This window comes from Aestuariirhabdus litorea, assembly GCF_003864255.1.
In the GTDB taxonomy this organism is placed as follows: domain Bacteria; phylum Pseudomonadota; class Gammaproteobacteria; order Pseudomonadales; family Aestuariirhabdaceae; genus Aestuariirhabdus; species Aestuariirhabdus litorea.
In genome coordinates this window covers 726,158-747,209 of the sequence record NZ_QWEZ01000002.1, presented here as the reverse complement: position 1 = coordinate 747,209, position 21,052 = coordinate 726,158, and the positions used below count along the sequence as shown (strand labels likewise).

The following is a 21,052-nucleotide window of genomic DNA, read 5'->3' as shown; positions in this document are numbered from 1 at the left end:
TGCAACGGGGCCTGAATGCCGGTCGCCAGGAAGCGGCCGGCAGGTTGGTTCAGGGTGCTGATCAGTTGGCAGCCTGGTCCAGGATGCTCTGTCCCCAGTCGGCACCCACATCCTCAAGGATCTGTGGCCAAACGTCAGTGCGCACCTTCTGGGCCGTGGCTTCCAGCTCGTCGTCTGTCAGGCGAACGATGGTGGCTCCGTTATCAGCCAGTTTCTGCTCGTAAGCGGCTTGGTCCGACTTGGCGCGCTCCCATCGATTGGCTTCGAATGCCAGGGCGGCCTGTTGCAGTGCCTGGCGATCATCTGCGTCCATGTCAGCCAGCGTTTCCGAGTTGATGATCATGTACCACACCTCAAAGTGGGTGTTGATCGGAATGTAAGTCTTGGTCACATCACGGAAGGAGGCGTAGTAGCCTTCTGCACCGGAGCCGATGACACCATCGACAACACCGGTTTGTACGGCAGTGAAGGCTTCAGAGAAGGGGATGGGGGAGCTGATGTAACCCAGAGCGTCGCCGGTCAGCTGGAAGCTCTTGATTCCGGGAACGCGCACTTTGATCCCTTTGGCCACGTTGGGGTCACCCGCAGCTACGGCCTCACGGTTGAGGGCGATACCGCCGAAATAAACCGGATAGGCAGCCAGCATCGTAATATCCTGCTTGGCGTACAGCTCCTTCATGGTGTTGTAGATCGCCCCGTTGGGACCGTAAATCTTACGTGCCTGCTCCCAGTTGCCGGCGATATAGGGGAAGGAGCTGATTTGCATCTTACGGTCAGCCGCGGCAGCCGCAGGCTGGACCGCCATATCAATCGCGCCCACAGAAATACGTTCCTGGACGGAGGTGTAATCACCCAGCGCACTGGCGGCATAGATCTTGATTTTGAGGTCGCCGTCAGTGGCTTTATTGACTTCACTGGCGAACGCGTTGATCTCCTGGTCAATGATCGCGCCCTGGGGACGAACATGACTGATTTTCAACGTTGCCGCTTCCGCGACTGCAACAGCACCCAGGCTCAGTGACAGCGCCAGTGCCAGGTTCTTGGTTAAAGAATTATGCATGGTCTTCTCCTCTTTATTTTAATATTCCACAGTGGAATGTTTTGTCATTGCTCTTAGTACCCCATCATTTGAGGGATAAACTCGGACAATTCCGGCCAGATCAGCACAAGCGCTACCACCGGCAGGTAACCAAACAGCAGAAGCAGCATGGCCGGCTTGATGATCTCGGTGAATTTCACATTACCGATACGCGCACCCAGGTAGAGGATGCTGGCGTAAGGAGGGGTGACCCCTCCCATGGCGGTTGTAACGCCCATGATGGCGGCAAACTGGATCGGGCTGACCCCCAGCGCTTCCATCAGTGGCATCAGCAGGGGCGCGGTCAGAATGATGGCGGTAATATCGTTAACGACCATGCCGATCAGGAACAGGAACAGCGTTACCAGCAGGAGCAGCAGGGTCTTGTCGGTCGTGATCTCAAAAATCGCCTCAACCAGCGCCTGAGGAATATCTTCCATGACGAAGATCTGGCTCAGCATCAGGCTAAACAGGATCATGATCAGGATGGCACCGACCGCGGTCGCTGACTCTTTGCCGGACTCCAGGAACGATTGCCAGGTGAGCCCTTTATAGATCATAAAGCCCACCGGCAGGGCGTAGATGACCGCCACCGCAGCGGCTTCGGTGGGCGTCATCACACCACCGTAGATACCACCAAGAATGATGACCGGCATCAACAAAGCGGGGATCGCGTGGACCGTGTTGCGCCCGGCCTGCTTCATCATTTCACCGAACTCGATCTGCTGATCCAGCACCAGCGGGAACTTCCGCGCCATCACCAGGTTAACAATGGCGAAGTTGATCATGATCAGCAGACCAGGCCCGAGGGTGGCCAGGAAACTGGCCAGAATGGAAGTTTCGGTGACCCATCCAAACACGATCATGGTTACACTCGGCGGGATCAGCAGCCCCAGTACCGAGGAGTTGGCGATCAGCGCGGTGGCATAAGCCCGGGGATAGCCCTTGCGTTCCATCTCCGGGATGAGCAGCGGGCCGATGGCGGCAATGCCGGTCAGGCCGGAACCCGAGATAGCACCGATAATGGCGCAGCTGACAGAAGCCACCACTCCGAGGCCACCGCGGACACGGCCGACAAAGACGTTGACGAACTTAAGCAGGCTGGCGGCGATTCCACTGACACTCATGATGGTACCGGCAAACACGAATAGCGGTATCGCCAATAGCACCGGATTGGTGAGCTGACTAAACCCCCACAACATCATCCCCTTCATGGTGGCGTCGCCGACCAGCGTCATCACCATCAGGCCGGCGCCAAAGCAGTACGGTAGCGGTACACCGAGGCTGAGCAGGAATATCAGCACCAGAAACGCAAGGAGGGCAATCTCAACCATGACTCTTATCCTCGCTCCGTTCTAGCACCTTGAATTCGTCTAATTCGCTGGTGTGGGGGTGTTCGTGATCAATCGGGGTGTCCAGTCCGGCTCCGCCCCTGAGCAGCGCGCGCAGGTGACCCAACAGGTGCCAGGCGGTGTACAGGGTCATCAGCAGCAGGCCGAAAAACAGGGCCGATTCGTAGATGAGCGTGGGCAGGTAGAGGGTCGGGGTTTCCTTGTCGACACGCAGCGCATAGCGGAAGTAGTTCCATGCCCAGCTGGTCAGCCAGATGGAGATCACCAGGCTGCAGGTCTCCGAGACCACCAGCAGAATATGGCGAGCCCGCTCTGTGCTGAGAAAGATCTCCAGCACGTTAGCTCGGATCTGGGTATCTTCACGCGACGCGTTGACTGCGCCCAGGATATAGAGCCAGAGAGTAGGAATCATCGCCACCTCCTCTAACCCCATAATCGGTGTTTCAAAGACATAGCGAGTGATCACCTGTAGGAACTGAAAGCCCGCTACAGTGCTGATCAACGCCGCTAGCGTATAGCGAAAAAGTTTCTCCATGTTCTTATCTCTTTTAACGGAGTCTTTAGAGGCCATCTACGCAGAGAAAGCCTTCGTTTGATAGGGAATTAGTTTGGATCCCGGATCAAATAACATCAAATCGTTTGTTTTCTGTAGTTAATAACATCATGCTATAAACTTTCTGCCGTTGGGCAGCTTGTTTCTAACGAAAGGTCAGCACATGGCACGGATCAGTTTCAGACAGGTGGAGGCCTTTCGAGCCGTGATGATTGCCGGCACCACCACCGGAGCCGCTGAGATTCTCTATATATCCCAGCCTGCGGTGAGTCGTTTGCTGAGCGATTTTGAAGAGAGCGTCGGCGTTCAACTGTTTGAGCGGCAAAAGAAGCGCCTGATCCCCACCCCGGAAGCGACCATTCTGTTCGAAGAGGTGGAAAAGTCTTTCGTAGGCATGGAAAAACTGGCGCGTACCGCTGAAGAGCTGAAAGTTTTTCACCGGGGTACCTTGCGGATTGTCTGCATGCCGGCGCTGGCTCAAGACTTTCTACCCGGCGTAGTGAGCGAGTTTATGGCTGACCATGAAGGGGTCGCGATCACGCTACAGGTCCGCAGCTCCCAGCAGGTGGCCGACTGGATCGCCAACCAGCACTTCGATATTGGGATTTCGGCTATAAAGGTTTCCGACCCCGCCATTGAAGTACGTAGCCTGGCCAGCAGCTCACTGCTGTGTGTTCTACCTCCGGCTCATCGACTCGCTGATAAAGCACTGATCTTGCCGGAGGACCTGGAGGGCGAGCAGTTTGTCTCCCTCGGTACCGAGCAGAGTGTGCGCTACAAGGTTGACGAAGTGTTTGATAAGGCGGGTGTTCAACGCAAGTTGTTGTTTGATACCCAGGTATCCCACGTAGCATGCGCCTATGTTTTGGCTGGAGGTGGCGTCTCCCTGGTTGATCCGGCAACGGCAATCCACTATGCCAAGCTGGGGCTAATCGTTAAGCCTTTTGAACCCGCCATCACATTTAACTACAACATTCTCTACCCAGTGACTCGCTCCCAGTCTCAATTGGGTAAAGAGTTCACCCAGCTGCTGCGGCAGAGGCTAAAGCAACTATCGGACAGCTCTGACGGTTTGTTTCAGATAGATGCCTAACCCAGGCTTACACCGCGTGAAAAAATAACAGGGTCAAAAAAATGCCCCACGGGACTCAACCTGTGGGGCATTTTTCATTCACACACCCAAACTACAGCGCGCTTGCGACCAACCCCTTCGGGCGACGCGATGGGAGGTGTCTGTAGCGCCTAATCCGCCGAGGAGAGCAAGCCGGTCAGAGCCCGCGCGTGCTGCAGGGCTTCCAGCCCTCGGTCGGTCAGGTAGCCGCCGTCGTGGCGGTCAATCAAACCCTTGTCGTACAGGCTCTGGGCGGCTTGCACCAGCTCCGGGGCGGCGTCGTGGTGCACCTTGATCCCCTCCTGGAGACTGTCCGGGCTGAACTGCATCAGTACCCGAATCTCTTCAAACAGCGTTTGTGATAATGACATAGCGACTCCTAGAATTGCTCAAGATAACCCAAACCCCGGTTTGGGAGGCTGCTGATCCGACAGCGCGAGCCACCCCCGCACCAGGCGGTAGATAAACCAGATGCCCACTATCCCCATCAATATCCAACCGACCACCAGCAGTATCGCCATGCCGCCGATAATAAACCAGAGCAGAGCGAACAGTGCGCTACGCAACTGCCAGCGGGCGTGGATGCGGGCGAGATCGCTGTGGAATTCAGCCTTCCACAACACATTGAAGAGCAGGCCGGCAAAAAAGGTGATACCCACAAAGAAAGAGGCCGCATAGAGCGCGTAGATAATGGTCAATCGACGACTCTCATCCGCGCTGAGCGGCGTCATAACCCGACTGAGGTCGGCGGGAAATTCGGGAGGACTCTGTTCGCTCATAGGGCTATTAATACTCCGGCGGGGACCGATTCACTGTAGCAGCGGGTGAGTGCCCCTGTCACGCCTTCAAGTGCCAGACCGGTGATGGTGCACAGTTTCACACACCCACCCCCAAGCGGCGGCGGTGCGCACCAAAACGTTAACATATATCAAAGCATGCTTGCCCTCAGCGGCCCTATAGTGTGAGCAATGCTTGGTAGTGGCGGTCAGGGCAGAGCCTGCGGGAGACAGGCCAACAATTCACACAGGAGGATGTGATCTATGGAGAAGCTGGCTTGGAGCAGCGAACTGGAGACAGGCATCGATATCATCGACGAGCAGCACAAGCGAATCGTCGGTTACATCAACCAGTTACAGGACGCGCATGAAAATGGAAACCGGGAGGCGGTGGGAGACGTCCTCAACGAGGTCGTTGACTACACCATCTCCCATTTTGCCTTTGAAGAGGCGCTTATGGAGCAGGCGAATTACTCCTTCTGCGCCCCCCACAAAAAGGTTCACGAGCTCTTTATCAGCCGTGTAGATCGTTTCTGCAAACGCTACGAAGCGGGCGAGGATGTCGCCGAAGAGCTGCTCACCACCCTGCAAAAGTGGCTCCTCAATCACATCAAGAACGAAGACGGCGATTACGTCGACGCGGTGCAGGACTACGAGCGCCGCATGCGCCATGAGCACCAGGGATGGCTTTCCCGCTCACTGCACCGTTTTTTCGGCTAGAGTCCAGCACCCGCCCCCAGCCATCCTGCAGGGGCGGACACTGAGTCCCTAGTGGGCCGCCTGGGCGGTGGCGCTGCGTACGCAATTGCGCCCTTCACGCTTGGCCTCGTAGAGCGCTCCATCGGCCAGGGCAATAAAGGCGGCGGCATCGACCGGCTTGTGGTCGCGTGCACTGGAGACGCCAATACTGATGGTGACCTGCAACCCGTCCACCACCGTCGCCGCAATATCCGCGCGCAGGCGTTCGGCCAGGACCATCGCCCCCTCCATTGAGGTATTGGGCAGAATAATGAGGAACTCCTCACCGCCATAGCGGCAGGGGAAGTCGAGGCTGCGACTGACCCGGCGCATCTCCCTCGCAATCACCTGCAGTACACGGTCACCCTGGTCATGGCCATGTTCATCGTTGAATTTCTTGAAGTGGTCAACGTCAAACATAAGGATGCCGAGTTCGGTTCCATAGCGGTAGGAGCGCTCCAGCTCCGCCTTGAGGGTCTCATCGAGGAAGCGGCGGTTGAACAGCTTGGTCAAACCGTCGGTGTTCGACAGGGCCCGCAACTCCTCCTCCAACTTTTTCTGGTTGGTGATATCCCGCAGCATGGCGGAGGAGCCGACCACCTGCCCCTCTGGATTACGAATGGTCGCGATGGAGGTGCTGAGCAGTCTTCCCTTGTACTCATAAATGATCGGCTCCAGGGTCTGCTCCGACAGTTTCAGCCAGGAGGCCATCAGCGCCTCGTTGTCGAACACCTGCATAAAGCCCTCCTCCACAATCTGGGCATGGCTTTTCTGCAACAGGTATTCCGCAGCCGGGTTCACCAATACCACCTCGCCGAGGGCGTTGGTGACCACGATCCCCTCCTGGGCGCTGAGAATGATGGTGGTGAGCTTGTTCTGCTCATGGTGTAAACCCAGGTAGGTGGACTGCAACTCGCTGGACATGCGGTTGAAGCTTTTCGCCATGGAGCCCAGTTCATCTTTGCCCAACACCGGCACCTTCTGGCTCATATCCCCTCGGGAAACCGCCTCCATCGCCTCGGTCACACGGTGAATCGGCTGCACAATGGAGCGGCGCACCAGCCACCAGGTCACCAGCAGGATGAAAGTCACCACGATAGCCAGTACCGCCATCGACTGTTGCCAGGCCTTGGTGATATCCGCATCCACCCGCGCCAGGGTGGAGGTCAGCTTGATGACGCCTCGATACTGCTGGCTGTCACCGTGGCACTTGTGACACTGGTTTTTATTTTCGATGGGCACCAGGTAGGTCAGGAAACGCTCTCCGCTGGCAGCCACATCGTAATAGCGAACCATCTCCCCTTTTTGTAGCACCTCTCTCAACCGCGGGTTATCGGCAGCGTAGATCGGCACCTCGATCTCCTCATCACGGGGAAAGAAATCCTCTTCGCCCCGGTAGAGGTTAACGGCACTGATGGTGGTGTTATCGCGGAAGGCTTCCAGCCCATTGGTGCGCATGATACGGAACTCATGCACCTCGGGTATGGACCTGAGACTGTTGGCGAACGCCTGGGCGATATCGGCATAACCCGCCAACATCACCGTTTCCAGCACCCTGATCAGGCTGCCGGTCATTTTGTTCGCCGCCTCTTCATTCTGGGCAATGATGCTCTCGCGCTGTTTCTCTGCATAAAACAGGGCCATTGCCACCAGACCGGCAATGACGACGGCCCCCACCACCACGATAATCCGGTGGCCGATTTTTCTGAATATCACCCCATCACCTCCAGCATCGAGGCGCTCTCCCGGGCCTATATACAGCACGAAAGTTTGCCCCTAAGGCTCAATGGTCAGAGTGCCGTGCATCCCCCGGTCGACATGGTCATCAATGGTACAGATCACCTGGTACTCTCCCGGGGTTACCGGCACAAAATAGAGATCCAGCTTGCCACCCTTGGGCATCACTTCCAGCGCCAGAAAGTAGGGTGCCTTGATCTCACCATCCTTATCCGACTGTACCTTGCGGGTAGCAATATTGCGAAAGAAAGATTCGGCGGTGAAGTAATGCTTCTTCTTACCCTTGTTGACCAGTTCCAGTTTGTAGGGCTGGCCGGCTTTAAAACGCAGATCGCTGGGTTTGTAGAATAGCTTGTCTCCCTGCTCACCGATGGTGACCCGGACCGTTTCCATCGTCTCCCAATTGGTCTTGCCGACAATCTCCGAGGCGTTGGTGATGTAATCAGCCGCTCCGGCTAGCGCCGACAGTCCCAGCAGCAGTACCGACAATCCTGTTTTAACCATTGCGTTCACGTTGCTCTCCTTGTTCCTTCGTCCGCGCAGGACGAGGCTGTTGTCAATTTCGCAGGCGTAACCATATTGCAGTCGCTCGGTCCAATATAGCACCCATTGGCAACAGCATGAGAACTGTGACTAAAATCACAAACCCACCAGGCCATGCTCAGGATTTGGGGGAACGCCACTCCCAACGCACCACCTCGCCAAAGTCATCATACACAGGCACTTTGCGGGGGCTGCGGTCGGCTTTGCGGGGCATTTTAGGGGTGCGGTGCTGCTGTCGCTGGCGGCGGCGCTCATCGATCGCCTGGGTGACGTGCAGCAGCGACTCCCGCTTGGGAGCCGGAGGGCCGGGCGCGATCTTGCGCCCCAGTCCCGGTGGCAACTCCCCCGGCGCAATCGCTGACTGGCCGCGGGGGATCTGGCGCACCTCCCCGCCACCGGAGAGGAACTCCTCCATCTCCTTCTGCAACTGCTGGCGTACGTCCTGTTTGCTGGGCGGGTGTTTCACGGGGTTCTCGAGTTAATTTCGCGTCAACCGGTTAGCATACTACCGGGAACCCTCCCTGCCCAGCAGAGGGGGGGGCTGCCATGAAAATACAAAGGGTCTACACTCAATGTTGAGTGTTGTACGAGGTTTTTCCCATGGACTCACGCCTGAATCCCATGCAACTGCAATGGCTGCAGTTTTACCTGCACGGTGGCGAAGATAACCGCGGTCGTACTCTGGCCCATATCCGTAGCCAGCGTTTCAGCTGGCTGGAGGGAACCCACGACTATGTGCAGTGGTTATTTCCCCTGCCCGAGGCCAGCGGTGCCAACCAGCAATCGCCCCTGCTGACCCCGGCACTGGCCCGTCGCTTTATGGCCCACCCCAACGCCGAAAGTGAACTCTTGACCTCCCTCGACTGCATCGCCCATTTCTGGGGAATAGTCCGCCGACAGCTGCACTTCAGCCCCAACGAACTGGCCGGGGAGCAGGAGCCGCTCTGGTGCTGCCCGGCCAGCCACAACCAGCTGCGTATCAGTCGGGTACTGGGTTGCCTGAGCTGCCTGGGGCAGGTGCCCATCGCCTATGAGCTGTTCAACTACCTGGTCAACCGCCTGCGCCAGCACGGGCTCGATCCCGCCCAGCTGGAGGCCGTACCCTACTGGAAGGGGGCCAGCACCCGGGAGCCGCTGCTGCCCGACTGCGCCCCCAGCATCGAAGAGATCGAACTGAGCCTGCCCCGCTAGCGGGCACATCAGGGGGAGGCGGCGGCCGCTCTCTTGCAATATTCCTGCGCCCGCTGCGGATCATCCGCCTCCACCAGGGGCTTATCTGTGCGGGAGCACGCAACGCCCGCCAGTCGCTCGCTCAACTGCTGCCATTTGATCGCCATCGCCTCCCCCACCCGGAACTCCGGCAGGGACGGGGGCAAGCTCTCCTGCCGCTCGCGCTCCAGGATCGAGCGCTGGGCCTGCCGCATGGCCTTGATGAGCGAAAACTCCTGGCTGAGCTGCTCACGGAAAAGAGCGTTACCGAAATAGGTCATGTCATGGTCGTTACCGCAACCGAAGGAGGTGCGGTCCGCCGCCGCTGCCGCCGCCACAAAGCGACTCTCCCCCTCCAGGTAGGGCAGATAGCCGCCGCCATAGCAGGCGGAGACCAGCACCACCTGCCAGCGGATACCCGTCTGCTCCAGCAGGCGCGCCAGATAGCCGGGCGTCAGCTCCGTCAGCGGCAGCTCGCCAAACTCGGCGGCTAACCGATGATCCGGTGAACCGTGGGAGGTCAGGTAGAGCACCAGAACATCCTCCTCAGGGTCCATCAGCTGTCCCAGCCCCTGCAGCGCCAACCGCAAGTTAGCGGCGGTGGCCAGTGGCTGCTGCAAAAAGGTGTCACTGTGGTTCACCAACGTCAGGGCGCGACCCTGGGCATCGAACCGCTGCTCCAGCAGGCGGCGGATGATCTGCACCTCGCTGAGAAACACCGTCTCGCTGGCAAAGGGTGCATAGGCCATAAAGTAGAGGTCGGTTACCCCCGGGCGCTGCGGTTCCAGCCCGTTAAGGGCCTTAGTGAGCTGCTGGTGCTGGGCCATGAGCAGGGTTTCGGCATCCAGGGGGGCATAGGGGGCCGTCGCCGGCACGATGGCCTCTTCACCCACCTCATAGGGTGCCAGCCAAAACCCCGCGTAGGGGGCGTAGGTAGCGGTCAGGGGTAACCACAGCAGCAACAGCAGCAGGGCCGAGAAGGAGGCCCGCAGGGGGGCAACCCCCTTCCATCTCAGCAGTCGCTGCAGGCCAACGGCCAGCCCCAGCAGCACCAGTGCAGCCAGCGCCGGGGCCAACCCTTCAATGGCCAGGGAGGCGCTCTCAACCGCTACCCCCAGCCACTGGATCAGGTGCAGCAGGGGCAACAGCGAGTAGAGCCCGACCAAGAGGGGCAGCAACAGCTCGCGCCGCCGCAGAAAACGGCTCACCAGCCAGGCCGCCAGCCCCACCAGGGTCCAGCCCGCGCAGCTGTAGAGCAGCGACCAGGGGTTGAACTGGGCCGTTGCAGGGGCCTGCAGCCAGTCGCCGGTAATCTGCAATCCCAGGTCGATCAACACCAGCGCCAGCAGCTGGTCGAAAGAGACCGCCAGCTGCGCCGCCTGCAGGGGGCGCAGAAACAACAGCCGCCCCCCTGTCTTGAGATTCGCCCACAGACCACCCATTCCCTTCACACCCGCTCCTCCTGCTGTCGCTCACCGCTGTGAGTGAGCTAAGTGCACCATAGTTCGCCCCGCTTGCCCAGCACCCGTAGGGCCGCCTCGGGCGATGCGTACAAGCCGCAACCGCCGGAGCCTCTGCCCGCATCGATTTTCAGGGGCTGATCGGATAAAATGTGGCCACTTTTGCTCGCCTCACCGAACGCCATACCCGCGCGAGCGCCATGCACTATCCAGCAGGTCCCTCATGAACAAAAAAGTGGTTGTTATCTATTCCGGGGGAATGGACTCCTTTACCGTGCTGCACCGGGCCATCGAAGAGGGGCTCGAGGTGCACGCCCTCAGCTTTAACTACGGCCAGCGCCACCAGCGCGAGCTCGACTATGCCCGCCGGGTCTGCTCACGCCTGGGGGTACCCCACCTTGTTTCGGATATTACGTCCATCAACGCCCTGCTGCAGGGTTCCTCCCTTACCTCCAGCGAGATCGAGGTGGCCGAGGGGCACTACACCGCCGAAAATATGAAGAGCACCGTGGTGCCCAACCGCAACATGATTCTGCTGTCGCTGGCGGTGGGCTATGCGGTCTCGATTGGCGCCGACCGGGTATTTTACGGCGCCCATTCCGGCGATCACACCATCTACCCCGACTGCCGCCCCGAGTTTGTCGAGGCCATGAACAGCGTCACCCGCATCGCCAACTTCGAGCCGGTGGAGATCGTCAGCCCTTTCCTCGAGCAGGACAAGATCGAGATCCTGCGCTGGGGGCTGGCCCGCGGCCTTGACTACGCCGACACCTGGACCTGCTACAACGGCCGCGAAAAAGCCTGCGGCAAGTGCGGCTCCTGCTGCGAGCGCCTGGAGGCCTTCAGCCTCAACCAGGCCACCGACCCTTTACCCTACGAGTAGGCGGGAGTCTCCATGTACAGCATCAAGGAGGCTTTCTACTCACTACAGGGTGAGGGTGCCCACAGCGGTCGACCCGCGGTATTCTGTCGCTTCAGCGGCTGCAACCTCTGGTCGGGGCGCGAACGCGACCGCGCTGGCGCCGTTTGTGACTTTTGCGATACCGCCTTTGTTGGCAGCGACGGCCAGAACGGCGGCAAGTTTCGCGACGCCGACCAGCTCGCCCGCCACCTCAGGTCGCTCTGGCCAACCCTCAACGGGCCAGGCATCCCCTACGTGATCCTTACCGGTGGCGAGCCGGCCCTGCAGCTCGACCCAGCCCTGGTCGACGCCCTCCATACCCAGGGCTTTGAGGTGGCCATCGAGACCAACGGTACCCGCCCGCTGCCGCAGGGGATCGACTGGGTCTGCGTCAGCCCCAAGGGCAACACCGAGCTGGTGGTCACCGAGGGGGACGAGCTGAAACTGGTCTACCCACAGCCGCAGGCCCTGCCCGGGCGCTTCGATAAAATGAAATTCAGTCATTTTTATCTGCAACCAATGGCATCTGTTGCAGGGCTCGCAGGGCAGCCCGGTGACGAGACTGCCCTGCGCTCAACCATCGACTACTGCCTGCAGCATCCCCAGTGGCGCCTTAGCCTGCAGACCCACAAAATGATAGGCATTGAATAATGGAAATATATAAAGATTTCACTTTTGAAGCGGCTCACCGGTTACCCAACGTTCCCGACGGGCACAAATGTGGACGCCTGCATGGCCACTCCTTCCAGGTGCGCATCGTGGTCAGCGGCGAGGTAGATTCCCACACCGGCTGGATCCTCGACTTCGCCGACCTCAAAGCCGCTTTTAAGCCGATCTACGAGCGCCTCGATCACCACTACCTGAATGAGATCGAGGGGCTGGACAACCCCACCAGCGAGGTGCTGGCGCGCTGGATCTGGCAACAACTCAAGCCCGGGCTCGAGCTACTCAGCCGGGTCGAGGTAAAAGAAACCTGCACCTGCGGCTGCGTCTATAGAGGTGACTAAGAATCACTCCCGGATGGGTCCCCGGGAGCGGGTCTCTATATTGATGAACTCCGCAAACAGCTGCTCCACCTCGGGGCAGCTGAGTTTTTCCATGCGCTCGCGCAGGTAGCCCAGCGGCCGTTCATAGCTATTATTCCCCGCGTCGCGCTCCTCCTCCGCCTTGAGGTAGGCGGCGACCATATCCGCCGCCTTGAGCAGCTGCGCCTCCTTCTCGTTGAGATGCTCCCCCGACAACAGCGCACGTATCTCGGCCCCCAGGTCCGGCGCCAGATCCGCCGACAGCATCTCCACCGCCTCGTGTTCGAGCGCCTTGTAGGCCTGCTGCAGCTGCGGAGAGTGGTACTTGACCGGGGTGGGGAGATCGCCGGTGAGGGACTCGGTGGCGTCATGGTAGAGGCCCGCCAGCGCCAGCTGTGCCGGGTCCACCCGCTCGCCGTTGCGGCGCGCCAGCAGCCCCAGCAGGTGCGCGATCACCGCCACCTCCCAGCTGTGCTCCATCACGTTTTCCGCCACCAGGTTCTTCGACAGCCCCCAGCGGTTGATCCACTTCAGCTTGCGGATGCGGGTCAGAAACTCACTGCCCTCTGTCATACTCCAGCTCCCTTGAGACTCGACTTACTTGCAGTGTGTCGGATACACCGGCAAATGCAAAGCGTACCAAAGTGGAAAAGGGGCGCCAGGCCGCTGTTAAGGCGAGCGGCCCTCAATCCGCTCCAGTAGTTGCAGCGCCGCCTGCATTCCCCCGTCCCCGCAGCGCCGACGAAACCCCTGCACCTGTTTTTCCACCCCCTCGGGGCGAGCAGCGGAGCGCGCGCTCAAGCAGAGGGCCACCAGGTCAATATAGAGCGTCGCCCACGCCAGCGGCTGGCGCCGCGTGTACTGCTCGAGCCGGGCCGCGTAATACTGGGCCTGCCGCCACTGCGCATCCCGCAGTGATACTTCGATCGCATCACGCAAAAACCAGAGGTGGTTCTGGCTGGGGGCCGTCGAGGTCAACAGGGTTTCGCCTGACCGTAACGCCCTCTGGCATGCCTCCCGGTCGGGAGCCACCAGGGCTTTAGCACCAAACACGATAGCGCCTACATAGCCAAAGCCGGTCGCTTCAGCGATCTCAATCGCCTGGTCTGCCAGGGGGTTAAGGTCCCCCGCCACACCGGCTCCATAGCGCGCCCGCACCAGGAACAACCGGTAGAGCGCCTCAAAGCGTTCCGCCTTCAGGCCGCAGGCAACCTCCAACGCGCTTTCCAGCTCCTGGCAAGCACTCTCATAACGGGCCTGCTCGCACAGGGTTTTGGCGAGGCAGCTGCCGCGGGCAATCATCTCGGTGCGCTTATCCTGCAGCTCCAGAGCCAGCCCAATCGCTTCACGGATATCCTCCTCCGACTCGGGCAGCCGGTTAAGGTAGAGCCGCATATGTCCCCGCAGGCACAGGTTCGGTGAGCGTAAAGGTCGCAACGCCTCTCCACTGCACAGTGCCAGGCATCGGTCGTAGGCCTGCTCCGCCGTCACCAGCATCCCCCGCAACAGGTTGGCATCGCCAATGCCGCTTAAGGCCTGCACCTGGGCGGCGACAGAACCGATACTGCGCGCCGTCTCCAACGCCTGCCCGTGACTCAGCAGGCAGGCCTCTATATCCCCCCGCGAGAACTGCAGGTTGCCCTGCAGGTTCTGCAGCATGGCCATCGCCTCACCGCCCCCCAGTTGGCGGGCCACACGCATCGCCGGTGGCAACTGCTCAAGCCCCTCATCCACCCGTTCAAGCACCCGCAGCGAGCGTACCAGCTCAATGCGTATCGCCAGCTCCCGCTCCGCCAGAGGGGAGGGGTCCCCCTGCGCCTCCAGCCGTTTAAGGGCCAGGTTAAAGTGGTTCACGGCTTCCACATGAGCCCAGCTGGCTGCTGCCTGCAAGCCAGCCTGGTACCAGTATTCGATCGCCTCTGTATATCGCTGCCCCTGGTCAAAATGCGACGCCAGCATATCGGGGGCGCTGGATGCCAACTCCGGCAATCGCTGCAGGATGCGCTCGGCTATACGCCGATGGTGTCCCCGCCGCGTACGGTTCAGCAGCGAGGCATAGGCGACCTCCTGCACCATCGAGTGACGAAAGGCATAACCCCGTCGCTCCCCCCTTCCGGTGCCCATCAGCAAGCCGGCCTCGAGCAGCTGCCCCAGGCCCCGCTCGCACTCCGCCCGCCCGAAGGGGGCACAGGCCATCACCAGGCGGTGGCTGAAGTGGCGGCCCAGCACCGCCAAAAACTGGGCTATCGCCTTACTGGGGCCCAACCGGTCAAGCCGGGCCCGCAGCGAGTCCTCCAGTGAGGAGGGCACCCGCTGCGCTCCCTCCCCCTGCTGCGAAGCATCCAGCACGGCCTTGGTGAGCTCCTCCACGTAAAGAGGCGAGCCGCCCGAGCGCTGGACAATGGTTTCACAGGTCAGGGGTGGCAGTGTCCGGCCGCCTGCCACGGCCGCCACCAGTGCCTGGGCCGAAAGCGGATCCAGGGGTTGCAGGCCGACCCGCAGGAACCGCCCCTCCACCTCCGGCATCCAGTCAAGTGGTTCACGGGAGGTGACCAGGATCGCCAGCCCCACCCGTTCCGGACGCTGGCACAGCCGCCGCAGAAATTCTGCGGTGCTCGAGTCGACCCAGTGGGCATCCTCCACCACCAGCAGCAGGGGCTTATGATGGCTGAACCTCAACACCACCTCTTGCAGGGCAGACAGCATCTCATTGCGCTCCTGCTGAACCCTGCGCACATCCCTGAACCCGACCAGTGTTTCGCTGGCTCCATCGCTGGCCGTGGTGTCGCCGATCAGTAAGGCGCGCTCCAGCCATTCCAGCAACTCCGGGTTGCGAACACCATGGGCTTCACACAGCTGCCGCAGCGCTCGCGACCTGTCCGCTGTCCCCTGCATCCCCAAGAGGTTATTCCAGTGGCGCCGCACCGGGTAGAGCGGACGGTTGGAGTAGAAGGGAGAGCAGTGCAGGACGGCACGCTCAAAGCGCCCTGAGGCAAGCCCCACCAGATGGCGGACCAGTCGCGACTTACCGAGGCCCGACTCCCCCTCCAGCAGCAGCACAGCACCCTGCTGCCCCGACTCCAGTAACCGTCCCGCCAGCAGGTCGATCTCCGGCTGGCGCCCCAGAACCGGTACCGAGGGATCACTGCGGGCATGCTCCAAAGCCCCCTCGACCCTGTACGCCGGGACCGGCAGACTCATCCCCTTTAGCGAGTGCTCGCCGAGCGCCTGCAGTCGAAAGCGCCGGCTGATCAGGCGGTAGGTTCCAGGCCCCACCACGACGCTGCCGGGGCGGGCGAGCGCTTGCAGGCGCGCCGCCAGATTGGGGGTATCCCCCAGCACACTGTGTTCCTGGGACTCCCCCTCCCCAATGATATCGCCCGCCACCACCAGCCCGGTTTCGATCCCCACCCGTACACTAAGGGGCGGATGTTCGCCCACCACAATGCGGCCCACCGACTCCGCGATGGCCAGCCCCGCCCGCACCGCCCGCTCCACATCCAGCTCATGGGCCCGGGGGTAGCCAAAGTAAACCAGCACCCCGTCTCCCATATAGCGGGCAATGTAACCACCGAACTGGGTGACTCGCTCCCGGCACAGCTGCTGGTAGGCATGGATCAGCTCCCGCAGATCCTCCGGATCCAACCGCTGGGAAAGCGCCGTCGAGCCGACCAGGTCGCAAAACATCACCGTCAGCTGCCGCCTTTCCGCCAGCGCTTCCCGGTCCCGAGCCTCGAGTCCGGTCAGCTTATGGCCGCAGCTCCCGCAGAAGGTCTGGCCAATCACGCACAGCTGGCCGCAGGCCGAACAGGACCTGGGCAGGGGGGTATCACAGTCCCAGCAGCGGGATCGGGAGTGAGAGGGGTCCGCCATCGACCCACAGGCCGAACAGTAGAGCGGATCATGTACGCGTCCTTTGATAGGATCACCCCCTGGAGATGGCGGTTAGAACGGTCACTCCCGGCGCTCAACCCGCAACCGTCCCGAGACCCAGAACCTGAAGTTGGGGAGATGCAGCGCCCGCCCGCCAGGGTGTTGCCGACCGCGACAAAAGCGTGCCGCACCCATCGACAACCCCTTCTGTGAGCCTAGCTCAGTTGATATAGATCAATCAGATCGACGCGCAATAATGAGCGATCTTCTCAGACAGCTTACGGCTAGTACCATAGTCGTATAAGCATTCGCTTCCATTTCGCCGTACAATGCCGATCTATCGCAAATTGTCGACAATCTGCACACAGCGACCGGCCCGCCGTACTCGCTTACCAACCGCCCTATCGGCCCCCCGTTTTCACCGGCGCCTGGGCTGGAGCGCAGAACATCAGCCCGGGGCAGCTCCCTACAACGGAGGCTCTACCTCCGGGCAGGACAATTATTTAGCGCCAATTCTGGTATACTCCGCGCCAGGATTCGCACAGGCGAACGCTTTTCTCAGATACATGGCCGGCAACCCACGAAGGCCATTCAGACAGCAAGGTAGGGAACAAAATGACCGACAAAACTTCCACGATTATCTATACCCTCACAGATGAAGCGCCCGCACTGGCGACCTACTCCCTGCTCCCGATTGTTAACACCTTCACCGCCGCTGCCGGCATCAACGTAGAGACTCGGGACATCTCCCTGGCGGCCCGTATCCTGGCCCACTTCCCCGAGTACCTGAGCGAAGAGCAGCGCGTCAGCGATGCCCTCAAGGAGCTGGGCGAACTGACCCAGGACCCCAAGGCCAACATCATCAAGCTGCCTAACATCAGCGCTTCCATCCCGCAGCTGCAGGCCGCCATCGCCGAGCTGCAGGCGCACGGCTACAAGGTGCCGGGCTACCCCGAGTCCCCCGCCAATGCCGAAGAGGAAGCGATCAAGGCGCAGTACGCCAAGGTACTGGGCAGTGCGGTAAACCCGGTCCTGCGTGAAGGTAACTCCGACCGTCGCGCGCCGGCAGCCGTCAAGCAGTACGCCCGCAAAAATCCCCACTCCATGGGCAAGTGGAGCCAGGCCAGCCGCACCCATGTTGCCCATATGCGTGAAGGTGATTTCTACTCCAGCGATATCTCCACCACCATGGACAAGGCCGACACCGTTCGCATTGAGCTGGTTGAGAAGGACGGCAGCGTCAAGGTACTGAAAGAGGTGCCGGTTCAGGACGGTGAGATCATCAGCGCCCAGTTCATGAGCACCCGCAAGCTGCGCAAGTTCCTCGACGAGGAGATGGAAGGGGCCCGCAACGCCGGCCTGCTCTTCTCACTGCACCTCAAGGCCACCATGATGAAGGTCTCCGACCCCATCGTCTTCGGCCACGCCGTCACCGTTTACTTTAAGGACGCCTTCGAGAAGCACGCCGACACCCTGGCCGAGCTGGGCGTTAACCCCAACGATGGCGTCGGTAGCGTACTCTACAAGATCGACAGCCTGCCCTACTCCAAGCGCGCCGAGATCGAAACCGATTTCCGCAAGTGCTATGAGCAACGCCCTGAACTGGCGATGGTGGACTCCGACAAGGGCATCACCAACCTGCACGTCCCCAGCGACGTAATCGTGGATGCCTCCATGCCCGCCATGATCCGTAACGGCGGCAAGATGTGGAGCGCCCACGGCAAACTGCTCGACACCAAGGCGGTGATTCCGGACAGCTGCTACGCCACCATCTACCAGGAAATGATCAACTTCTGCAAACACCACGACGCCTTCGATCCCCGCACCATGGGTACTGTACCCAATGTGGGCCTGATGGCGCAGAAGGCTGAGGAGTATGGCTCCCACGACAAGACCTTCGAGCTGCCCGCCGATGGCACCATGCGCGTGGTCGGCAGCGCCGGTAACGTGCTGCTGCAACACGATAACGTGGAAGCCGGCGACGTATGGCGTATGTTCCAGGCCAAGGATGCCCCCATCCAGAACTGGGTCAAGCTGGCCGTGGACCGTGCCCGCGCCAGCGGCATGCCAGCCATCTTCTGGCTCGACGAGCACCGCGGCCACGATGCGCAGATGATCAAGAAGGTGGAAAAGTACCTCAAGGATCACAACACCGAAGGGCTGAAGATCCACATCCTCAACCCCGACCGCGCCATCCGTTACACCATGGAGCGCCTCAAGCGCGGCCTGGACACCATCGCCGTGACCGGTAACGTACTGCGCGACTACCTGACCGACCTGTTCCCGATCCTGGAGCTGGGCACCAGCGCCAAGATGCTCTCCATCGTGCCGCTGATGGCCGGCGGCGGCCTGTTTGAAACCGGAGCCGGCGGCTCTGCGCCCAAGCACGTGCAGCAGTTTGTGGAGGAGGATCACCTGCGCTGGGACTCCCTCGGTGAATTCCTCGCCATCGCGGTTTCCCTGGAGGACCTGGCCAGCAAGGATAACAACGCCAAGGCCCAGATCCTCGCCAAGACCATGGACCTGGCCACCGGCAAACTGCTGGAGACCGGCAAATCCCCCTCACGCACCGTGGGTGAGCTGGACAACCGTGGCAGCCACTTCTACCTCGCCCTTTACTGGGCCGAAGAGCTGGCCAACCAGACCGAGGATGCGGAACTGGCCGCCGCCTTTGCGGGTCTGGCCAAATCGCTGCGGGACAACGAGGAGAAGATCCTCACCGAGCTCAAGGAGAGCCAGGGCCAGCACGTCGATATGGGCGGCTACTACCAGCCCGATACCAACAAGGTGAGCGCCGCCATGCGCCCCAGCGCCACCCTTAACGCCCTGCTGTCCGGCAACTAGCCCGCTGCAGGCGGCGCCCCGCGCCAGCAAGCCCAACCCTTCGGTTGGGCTTTTTTTTGCCCGCTGTTCGGCCGCAGGCCTAGGCCATCAGGCTGGCACCGCCGTCGATGGGGATAATGGCACCGGTCATGTAGGCACCGGCGGTGGAGGCCAGGCTGACCGCCAGGGCAGCGATCTCCTCCGGCTCACCGAAGCGCCCCAGGGGGATCATCCGGCAGTCGGCCGCGTAGGCCTCGCTGTCCTCGGTGAGGTGGCGGGTCAAACGGCTGGGAAAACGCCCCGGCGCAATGGCATTCACATTGATGTGGTGCTCGGCAAACTCCCGCGCCAGGTTGCGGGTCAGCTGGTGCACTGCCGCCTTGCTGGCACCATAGGAGTAGGCCCCCAGGCTGCTGCTGATGATGCCGGCCACCGAGCCGATATTGATCACCCGCGCCGGGCTGCGGGGGCTGGCCGCCGCCCGCAACAGCGGCAGCAGGTCGCGGGTGAGGTTAAACACCCCCCGCACGTTCAGGTTCATCACCCGGTTCCAGGCCTCGTCGGGAAAGCTCTCCAGCGGCGCCCCCCAGCTGTTGCCGGCGTTGTTGACGAGAATGTCGAGGCGCGTCTCCTGCTCGGCAAAGCGGGCAGCCAGGGCCTTGCTGCCCTCACCGTCGCTGAGATCGGCCTGCAGCCCCACGCAGGGGCCGACCTTGGAAAGCTGCTCTACCGCCGCAGCCAGTGCCTCCGGCTTGCGCGAGGCGATATAGACCCGCGCGCCCTGCTGCAGCAGCCCCTCGGCAATGGCCAGCCCAAGGCCGCTTGAGCCGCCGCTTACCAGGGCTACTTTTCCGCTCAGGTCAAAAAATGGGTTCATGGTGATCGGCCTCGGACGTTGTTGGGTGGCTTTGCCCCCCATCCTAGCGCGGCCGACCGGGAGATACAGTGGTTGCCGTCGATAGCGCACCATTCAGCGCGTTAATGCCCCCAAAACGATCAGGCCACGAGGTAGATGTCGATAAAAAAGTAGAGGGTGATGCCGCAGCTGGCGAGGATCACAAAACCCCGCACCAGCGACTGCGGCAACTTGCGCGACAGGTGGGCGGCCACGTACCCCCCTGCCAGGGTCCCCAGCAGCACCAGCGACCCCTGGTACCAGGCGATGGCGCCATCGAGGATAAAGATCAGGATCGCCACCAGGGAGACCGCCGTGGAGACCAGCAGCTTGAGGCCGTTCATGGCGTTGATGTTGGTGTAACCCGCCAGCGCCAGGTAGCTGAGGGTGATGATGCCCAGGCCGGCATTGAAAAAGCCGCCGTACAGGCACACCCCCAGTAACCCCAGCGCCAACAGCAAGCCGCCCACCGAGGAGGCGTGCCGATGCCGGGCCGACAACCCCTTGAACAGGCTGTAAAGCTGGCCACCAAAGATAAAGAGCACGGTGGCAAACAGCAGCAGCCAGGGCACCGCCTCCATAAACAGGGCCTCGGGTGTATTGAGCAGCAACCAGGCACCCAGCGCCCCGCCCACCAGGCTCAGCAGCAGGATGCGCGGCAGCTCGGCGCGGTATTCGGCCATATCCCGGCGAAAGGCGTAAGCCCCGCTCATGTAGCCAGCGCAGGAGGCGAAGGTGTTGGTGGCGTTGGCACTGATGGGCGGCACCCCCACAAACAGCAACGCGGGAAAGGTGATAAAGCTACCGCCGCCGGCGATGGAGTTAATCACGCCACCGAAAAAACCGGCACCAAACAGGAACAGTAACTCAAGCATGAAAGGGGGAGCCTCGACCAGGGAGGGCTACAGTCTAATGGCATTTTGCTAACGACGATAGCACTGGCCCTGAGACAACCTCTGAAGGGCTGGCGCTATTGAG

19 protein-coding genes and 1 pseudogene are annotated in these 21,052 nt (G+C 61.0%); 7 read left to right on the top strand and 13 right to left on the bottom strand.

Annotation, left to right across the window (positions count from 1 at the left end):
• Positions 1-61 precede the first annotated feature (61 nt).
• Genes dctP through D0544_RS13515 form a run of 3 tightly spaced genes read right to left on the bottom strand, consistent with a single transcriptional unit; the run spans position 62 to position 2,965 of the window.
• A complete protein-coding gene (dctP, locus tag D0544_RS13525; RefSeq protein ID WP_125017008.1) occupies positions 62-1,060 on the bottom strand; it encodes a TRAP transporter substrate-binding protein DctP in 999 nt (332 codons plus the stop codon).
• A 53-nt stretch (positions 1,061-1,113) separates the two neighbouring features.
• Positions 1,114-2,412 (bottom strand): TRAP transporter large permease, encoded by a 1,299-nt coding sequence (locus D0544_RS13520; RefSeq protein WP_125017006.1) that lies wholly within the window; start codon positions 2,410-2,412, stop codon positions 1,114-1,116.
• A complete protein-coding gene (locus D0544_RS13515) occupies positions 2,405-2,965 on the bottom strand; it encodes a TRAP transporter small permease (RefSeq protein WP_125017004.1) in 561 nt (186 codons plus the stop codon). The genes D0544_RS13520 and D0544_RS13515 overlap by 8 nt, the downstream gene beginning before the upstream one ends.
• 181 nt (positions 2,966-3,146) lie before the next feature.
• Here D0544_RS13515 and D0544_RS13510 point away from each other — a divergent pair, with 181 nt between their 5' ends.
• Positions 3,147-4,076, top strand: coding sequence for a LysR substrate-binding domain-containing protein (locus D0544_RS13510; RefSeq protein ID WP_125017002.1), 930 nt, complete (start codon positions 3,147-3,149; stop codon positions 4,074-4,076).
• A gap of 149 nt (positions 4,077-4,225) precedes the next feature.
• Here D0544_RS13510 and D0544_RS13505 read toward each other — a convergent pair whose 3' ends face one another.
• Both D0544_RS13505 and D0544_RS13500 read right to left on the bottom strand, forming a co-directional pair.
• The gene (locus D0544_RS13505) at positions 4,226-4,465 is read right to left on the bottom strand and encodes a TIGR02647 family protein (RefSeq protein WP_125017000.1); all 240 of its coding nucleotides are present in this window, start codon (positions 4,463-4,465) and stop codon (positions 4,226-4,228) included.
• An 18-nt stretch (positions 4,466-4,483) separates the two neighbouring features.
• Positions 4,484-4,873: a DUF4870 family protein gene (locus tag D0544_RS13500; protein ID WP_125016998.1), complete on the bottom strand. Its 390-nt coding sequence runs from the start codon at positions 4,871-4,873 to the stop codon at positions 4,484-4,486.
• 261 nt (positions 4,874-5,134) lie between these two features.
• On the opposite strand from D0544_RS13500, the gene D0544_RS13495 reads away from it, so the two are divergent.
• Positions 5,135-5,590 (top strand): bacteriohemerythrin, encoded by a 456-nt coding sequence (locus D0544_RS13495; RefSeq protein ID WP_125016996.1) that lies wholly within the window; start codon positions 5,135-5,137, stop codon positions 5,588-5,590.
• A 48-nt stretch (positions 5,591-5,638) separates the two neighbouring features.
• Here D0544_RS13495 and D0544_RS13490 read toward each other — a convergent pair whose 3' ends face one another.
• The 3 genes from D0544_RS13490 to D0544_RS13480 all read right to left on the bottom strand — a co-directional run bounded on the left by D0544_RS13490 (position 5,639) and on the right by D0544_RS13480 (position 8,354).
• Complete coding sequence (locus D0544_RS13490; RefSeq protein WP_125016994.1) at positions 5,639-7,324, bottom strand: diguanylate cyclase; 1,686 nt, start codon at positions 7,322-7,324, stop codon at positions 5,639-5,641.
• A gap of 60 nt (positions 7,325-7,384) precedes the next feature.
• Positions 7,385-7,858 (bottom strand): cupredoxin domain-containing protein, encoded by a 474-nt coding sequence (locus D0544_RS13485; protein ID WP_207905884.1) that lies wholly within the window; start codon positions 7,856-7,858, stop codon positions 7,385-7,387.
• 148 nt (positions 7,859-8,006) lie between these two features.
• Positions 8,007-8,354: a hypothetical protein gene (locus tag D0544_RS13480; RefSeq protein WP_125016992.1), complete on the bottom strand. Its 348-nt coding sequence runs from the start codon at positions 8,352-8,354 to the stop codon at positions 8,007-8,009.
• 134 nt (positions 8,355-8,488) lie between these two features.
• Between D0544_RS13480 and D0544_RS13475 the strand changes: the two genes are divergently transcribed.
• Positions 8,489-9,079, top strand: a complete 591-nt coding sequence (locus D0544_RS13475) for an opioid growth factor receptor-related protein (RefSeq protein WP_125016990.1) — start codon at positions 8,489-8,491, stop codon at positions 9,077-9,079.
• Between the two features lie 8 nt (positions 9,080-9,087).
• On the opposite strand, the gene D0544_RS13470 is transcribed toward D0544_RS13475, so the two are convergent.
• Positions 9,088-10,539 (bottom strand): C13 family peptidase, encoded by a 1,452-nt coding sequence (locus D0544_RS13470; protein ID WP_243647367.1) that lies wholly within the window; start codon positions 10,537-10,539, stop codon positions 9,088-9,090.
• A 226-nt stretch (positions 10,540-10,765) separates the two neighbouring features.
• Between D0544_RS13470 and queC the strand changes: the two are divergent.
• The 3 genes and pseudogenes from queC to queD all read left to right on the top strand — a co-directional run.
• Positions 10,766-11,440, top strand: a pseudogene (gene queC, locus D0544_RS13465) (7-cyano-7-deazaguanine synthase QueC); the annotation flags it as partial.
• A gap of 12 nt (positions 11,441-11,452) precedes the next feature.
• A complete protein-coding gene (gene queE / locus D0544_RS13460) occupies positions 11,453-12,109 on the top strand; it encodes a 7-carboxy-7-deazaguanine synthase (RefSeq protein WP_125016984.1) in 657 nt (218 codons plus the stop codon).
• Complete coding sequence (queD, locus tag D0544_RS13455) at positions 12,109-12,465, top strand: 6-carboxytetrahydropterin synthase QueD (protein WP_125016982.1); 357 nt, start codon at positions 12,109-12,111, stop codon at positions 12,463-12,465. The genes queE and queD overlap by 1 nt, the downstream gene beginning before the upstream one ends.
• A 3-nt stretch (positions 12,466-12,468) precedes the next feature.
• Here queD and yfbR read toward each other — a convergent pair whose 3' ends face one another.
• Together yfbR and D0544_RS13445 are read right to left on the bottom strand one after the other, a co-directional pair.
• On the bottom strand, positions 12,469-13,056 hold the full coding sequence (gene yfbR, locus D0544_RS13450) for a 5'-deoxynucleotidase (RefSeq protein WP_125016980.1): 588 nt from the start codon (positions 13,054-13,056) through the stop codon (positions 12,469-12,471).
• 96 nt (positions 13,057-13,152) lie between these two features.
• Positions 13,153-16,356, bottom strand: coding sequence for an adenylate/guanylate cyclase domain-containing protein (locus tag D0544_RS13445; protein ID WP_125016978.1), 3,204 nt, complete (start codon positions 16,354-16,356; stop codon positions 13,153-13,155).
• A 615-nt stretch (positions 16,357-16,971) separates the two neighbouring features.
• Here D0544_RS13445 and D0544_RS13440 point away from each other — a divergent pair.
• Entirely contained in the window at positions 16,972-19,200 is a 2,229-nt protein-coding gene (locus D0544_RS13440; protein WP_125016976.1) for an NADP-dependent isocitrate dehydrogenase, read from the top strand.
• A 79-nt stretch (positions 19,201-19,279) separates the two neighbouring features.
• Here the strand turns inward: D0544_RS13440 and D0544_RS13435 are convergent, their stop codons facing one another.
• Both D0544_RS13435 and D0544_RS13430 read right to left on the bottom strand, forming a co-directional pair.
• A complete protein-coding gene (locus tag D0544_RS13435) occupies positions 19,280-20,056 on the bottom strand; it encodes an SDR family oxidoreductase (RefSeq protein WP_125016974.1) in 777 nt (258 codons plus the stop codon).
• A 119-nt stretch (positions 20,057-20,175) separates the two neighbouring features.
• Entirely contained in the window at positions 20,176-20,949 is a 774-nt protein-coding gene (locus D0544_RS13430; RefSeq protein WP_125016972.1) for a sulfite exporter TauE/SafE family protein, read from the bottom strand.
• Positions 20,950-21,052 lie beyond the last annotated feature (103 nt).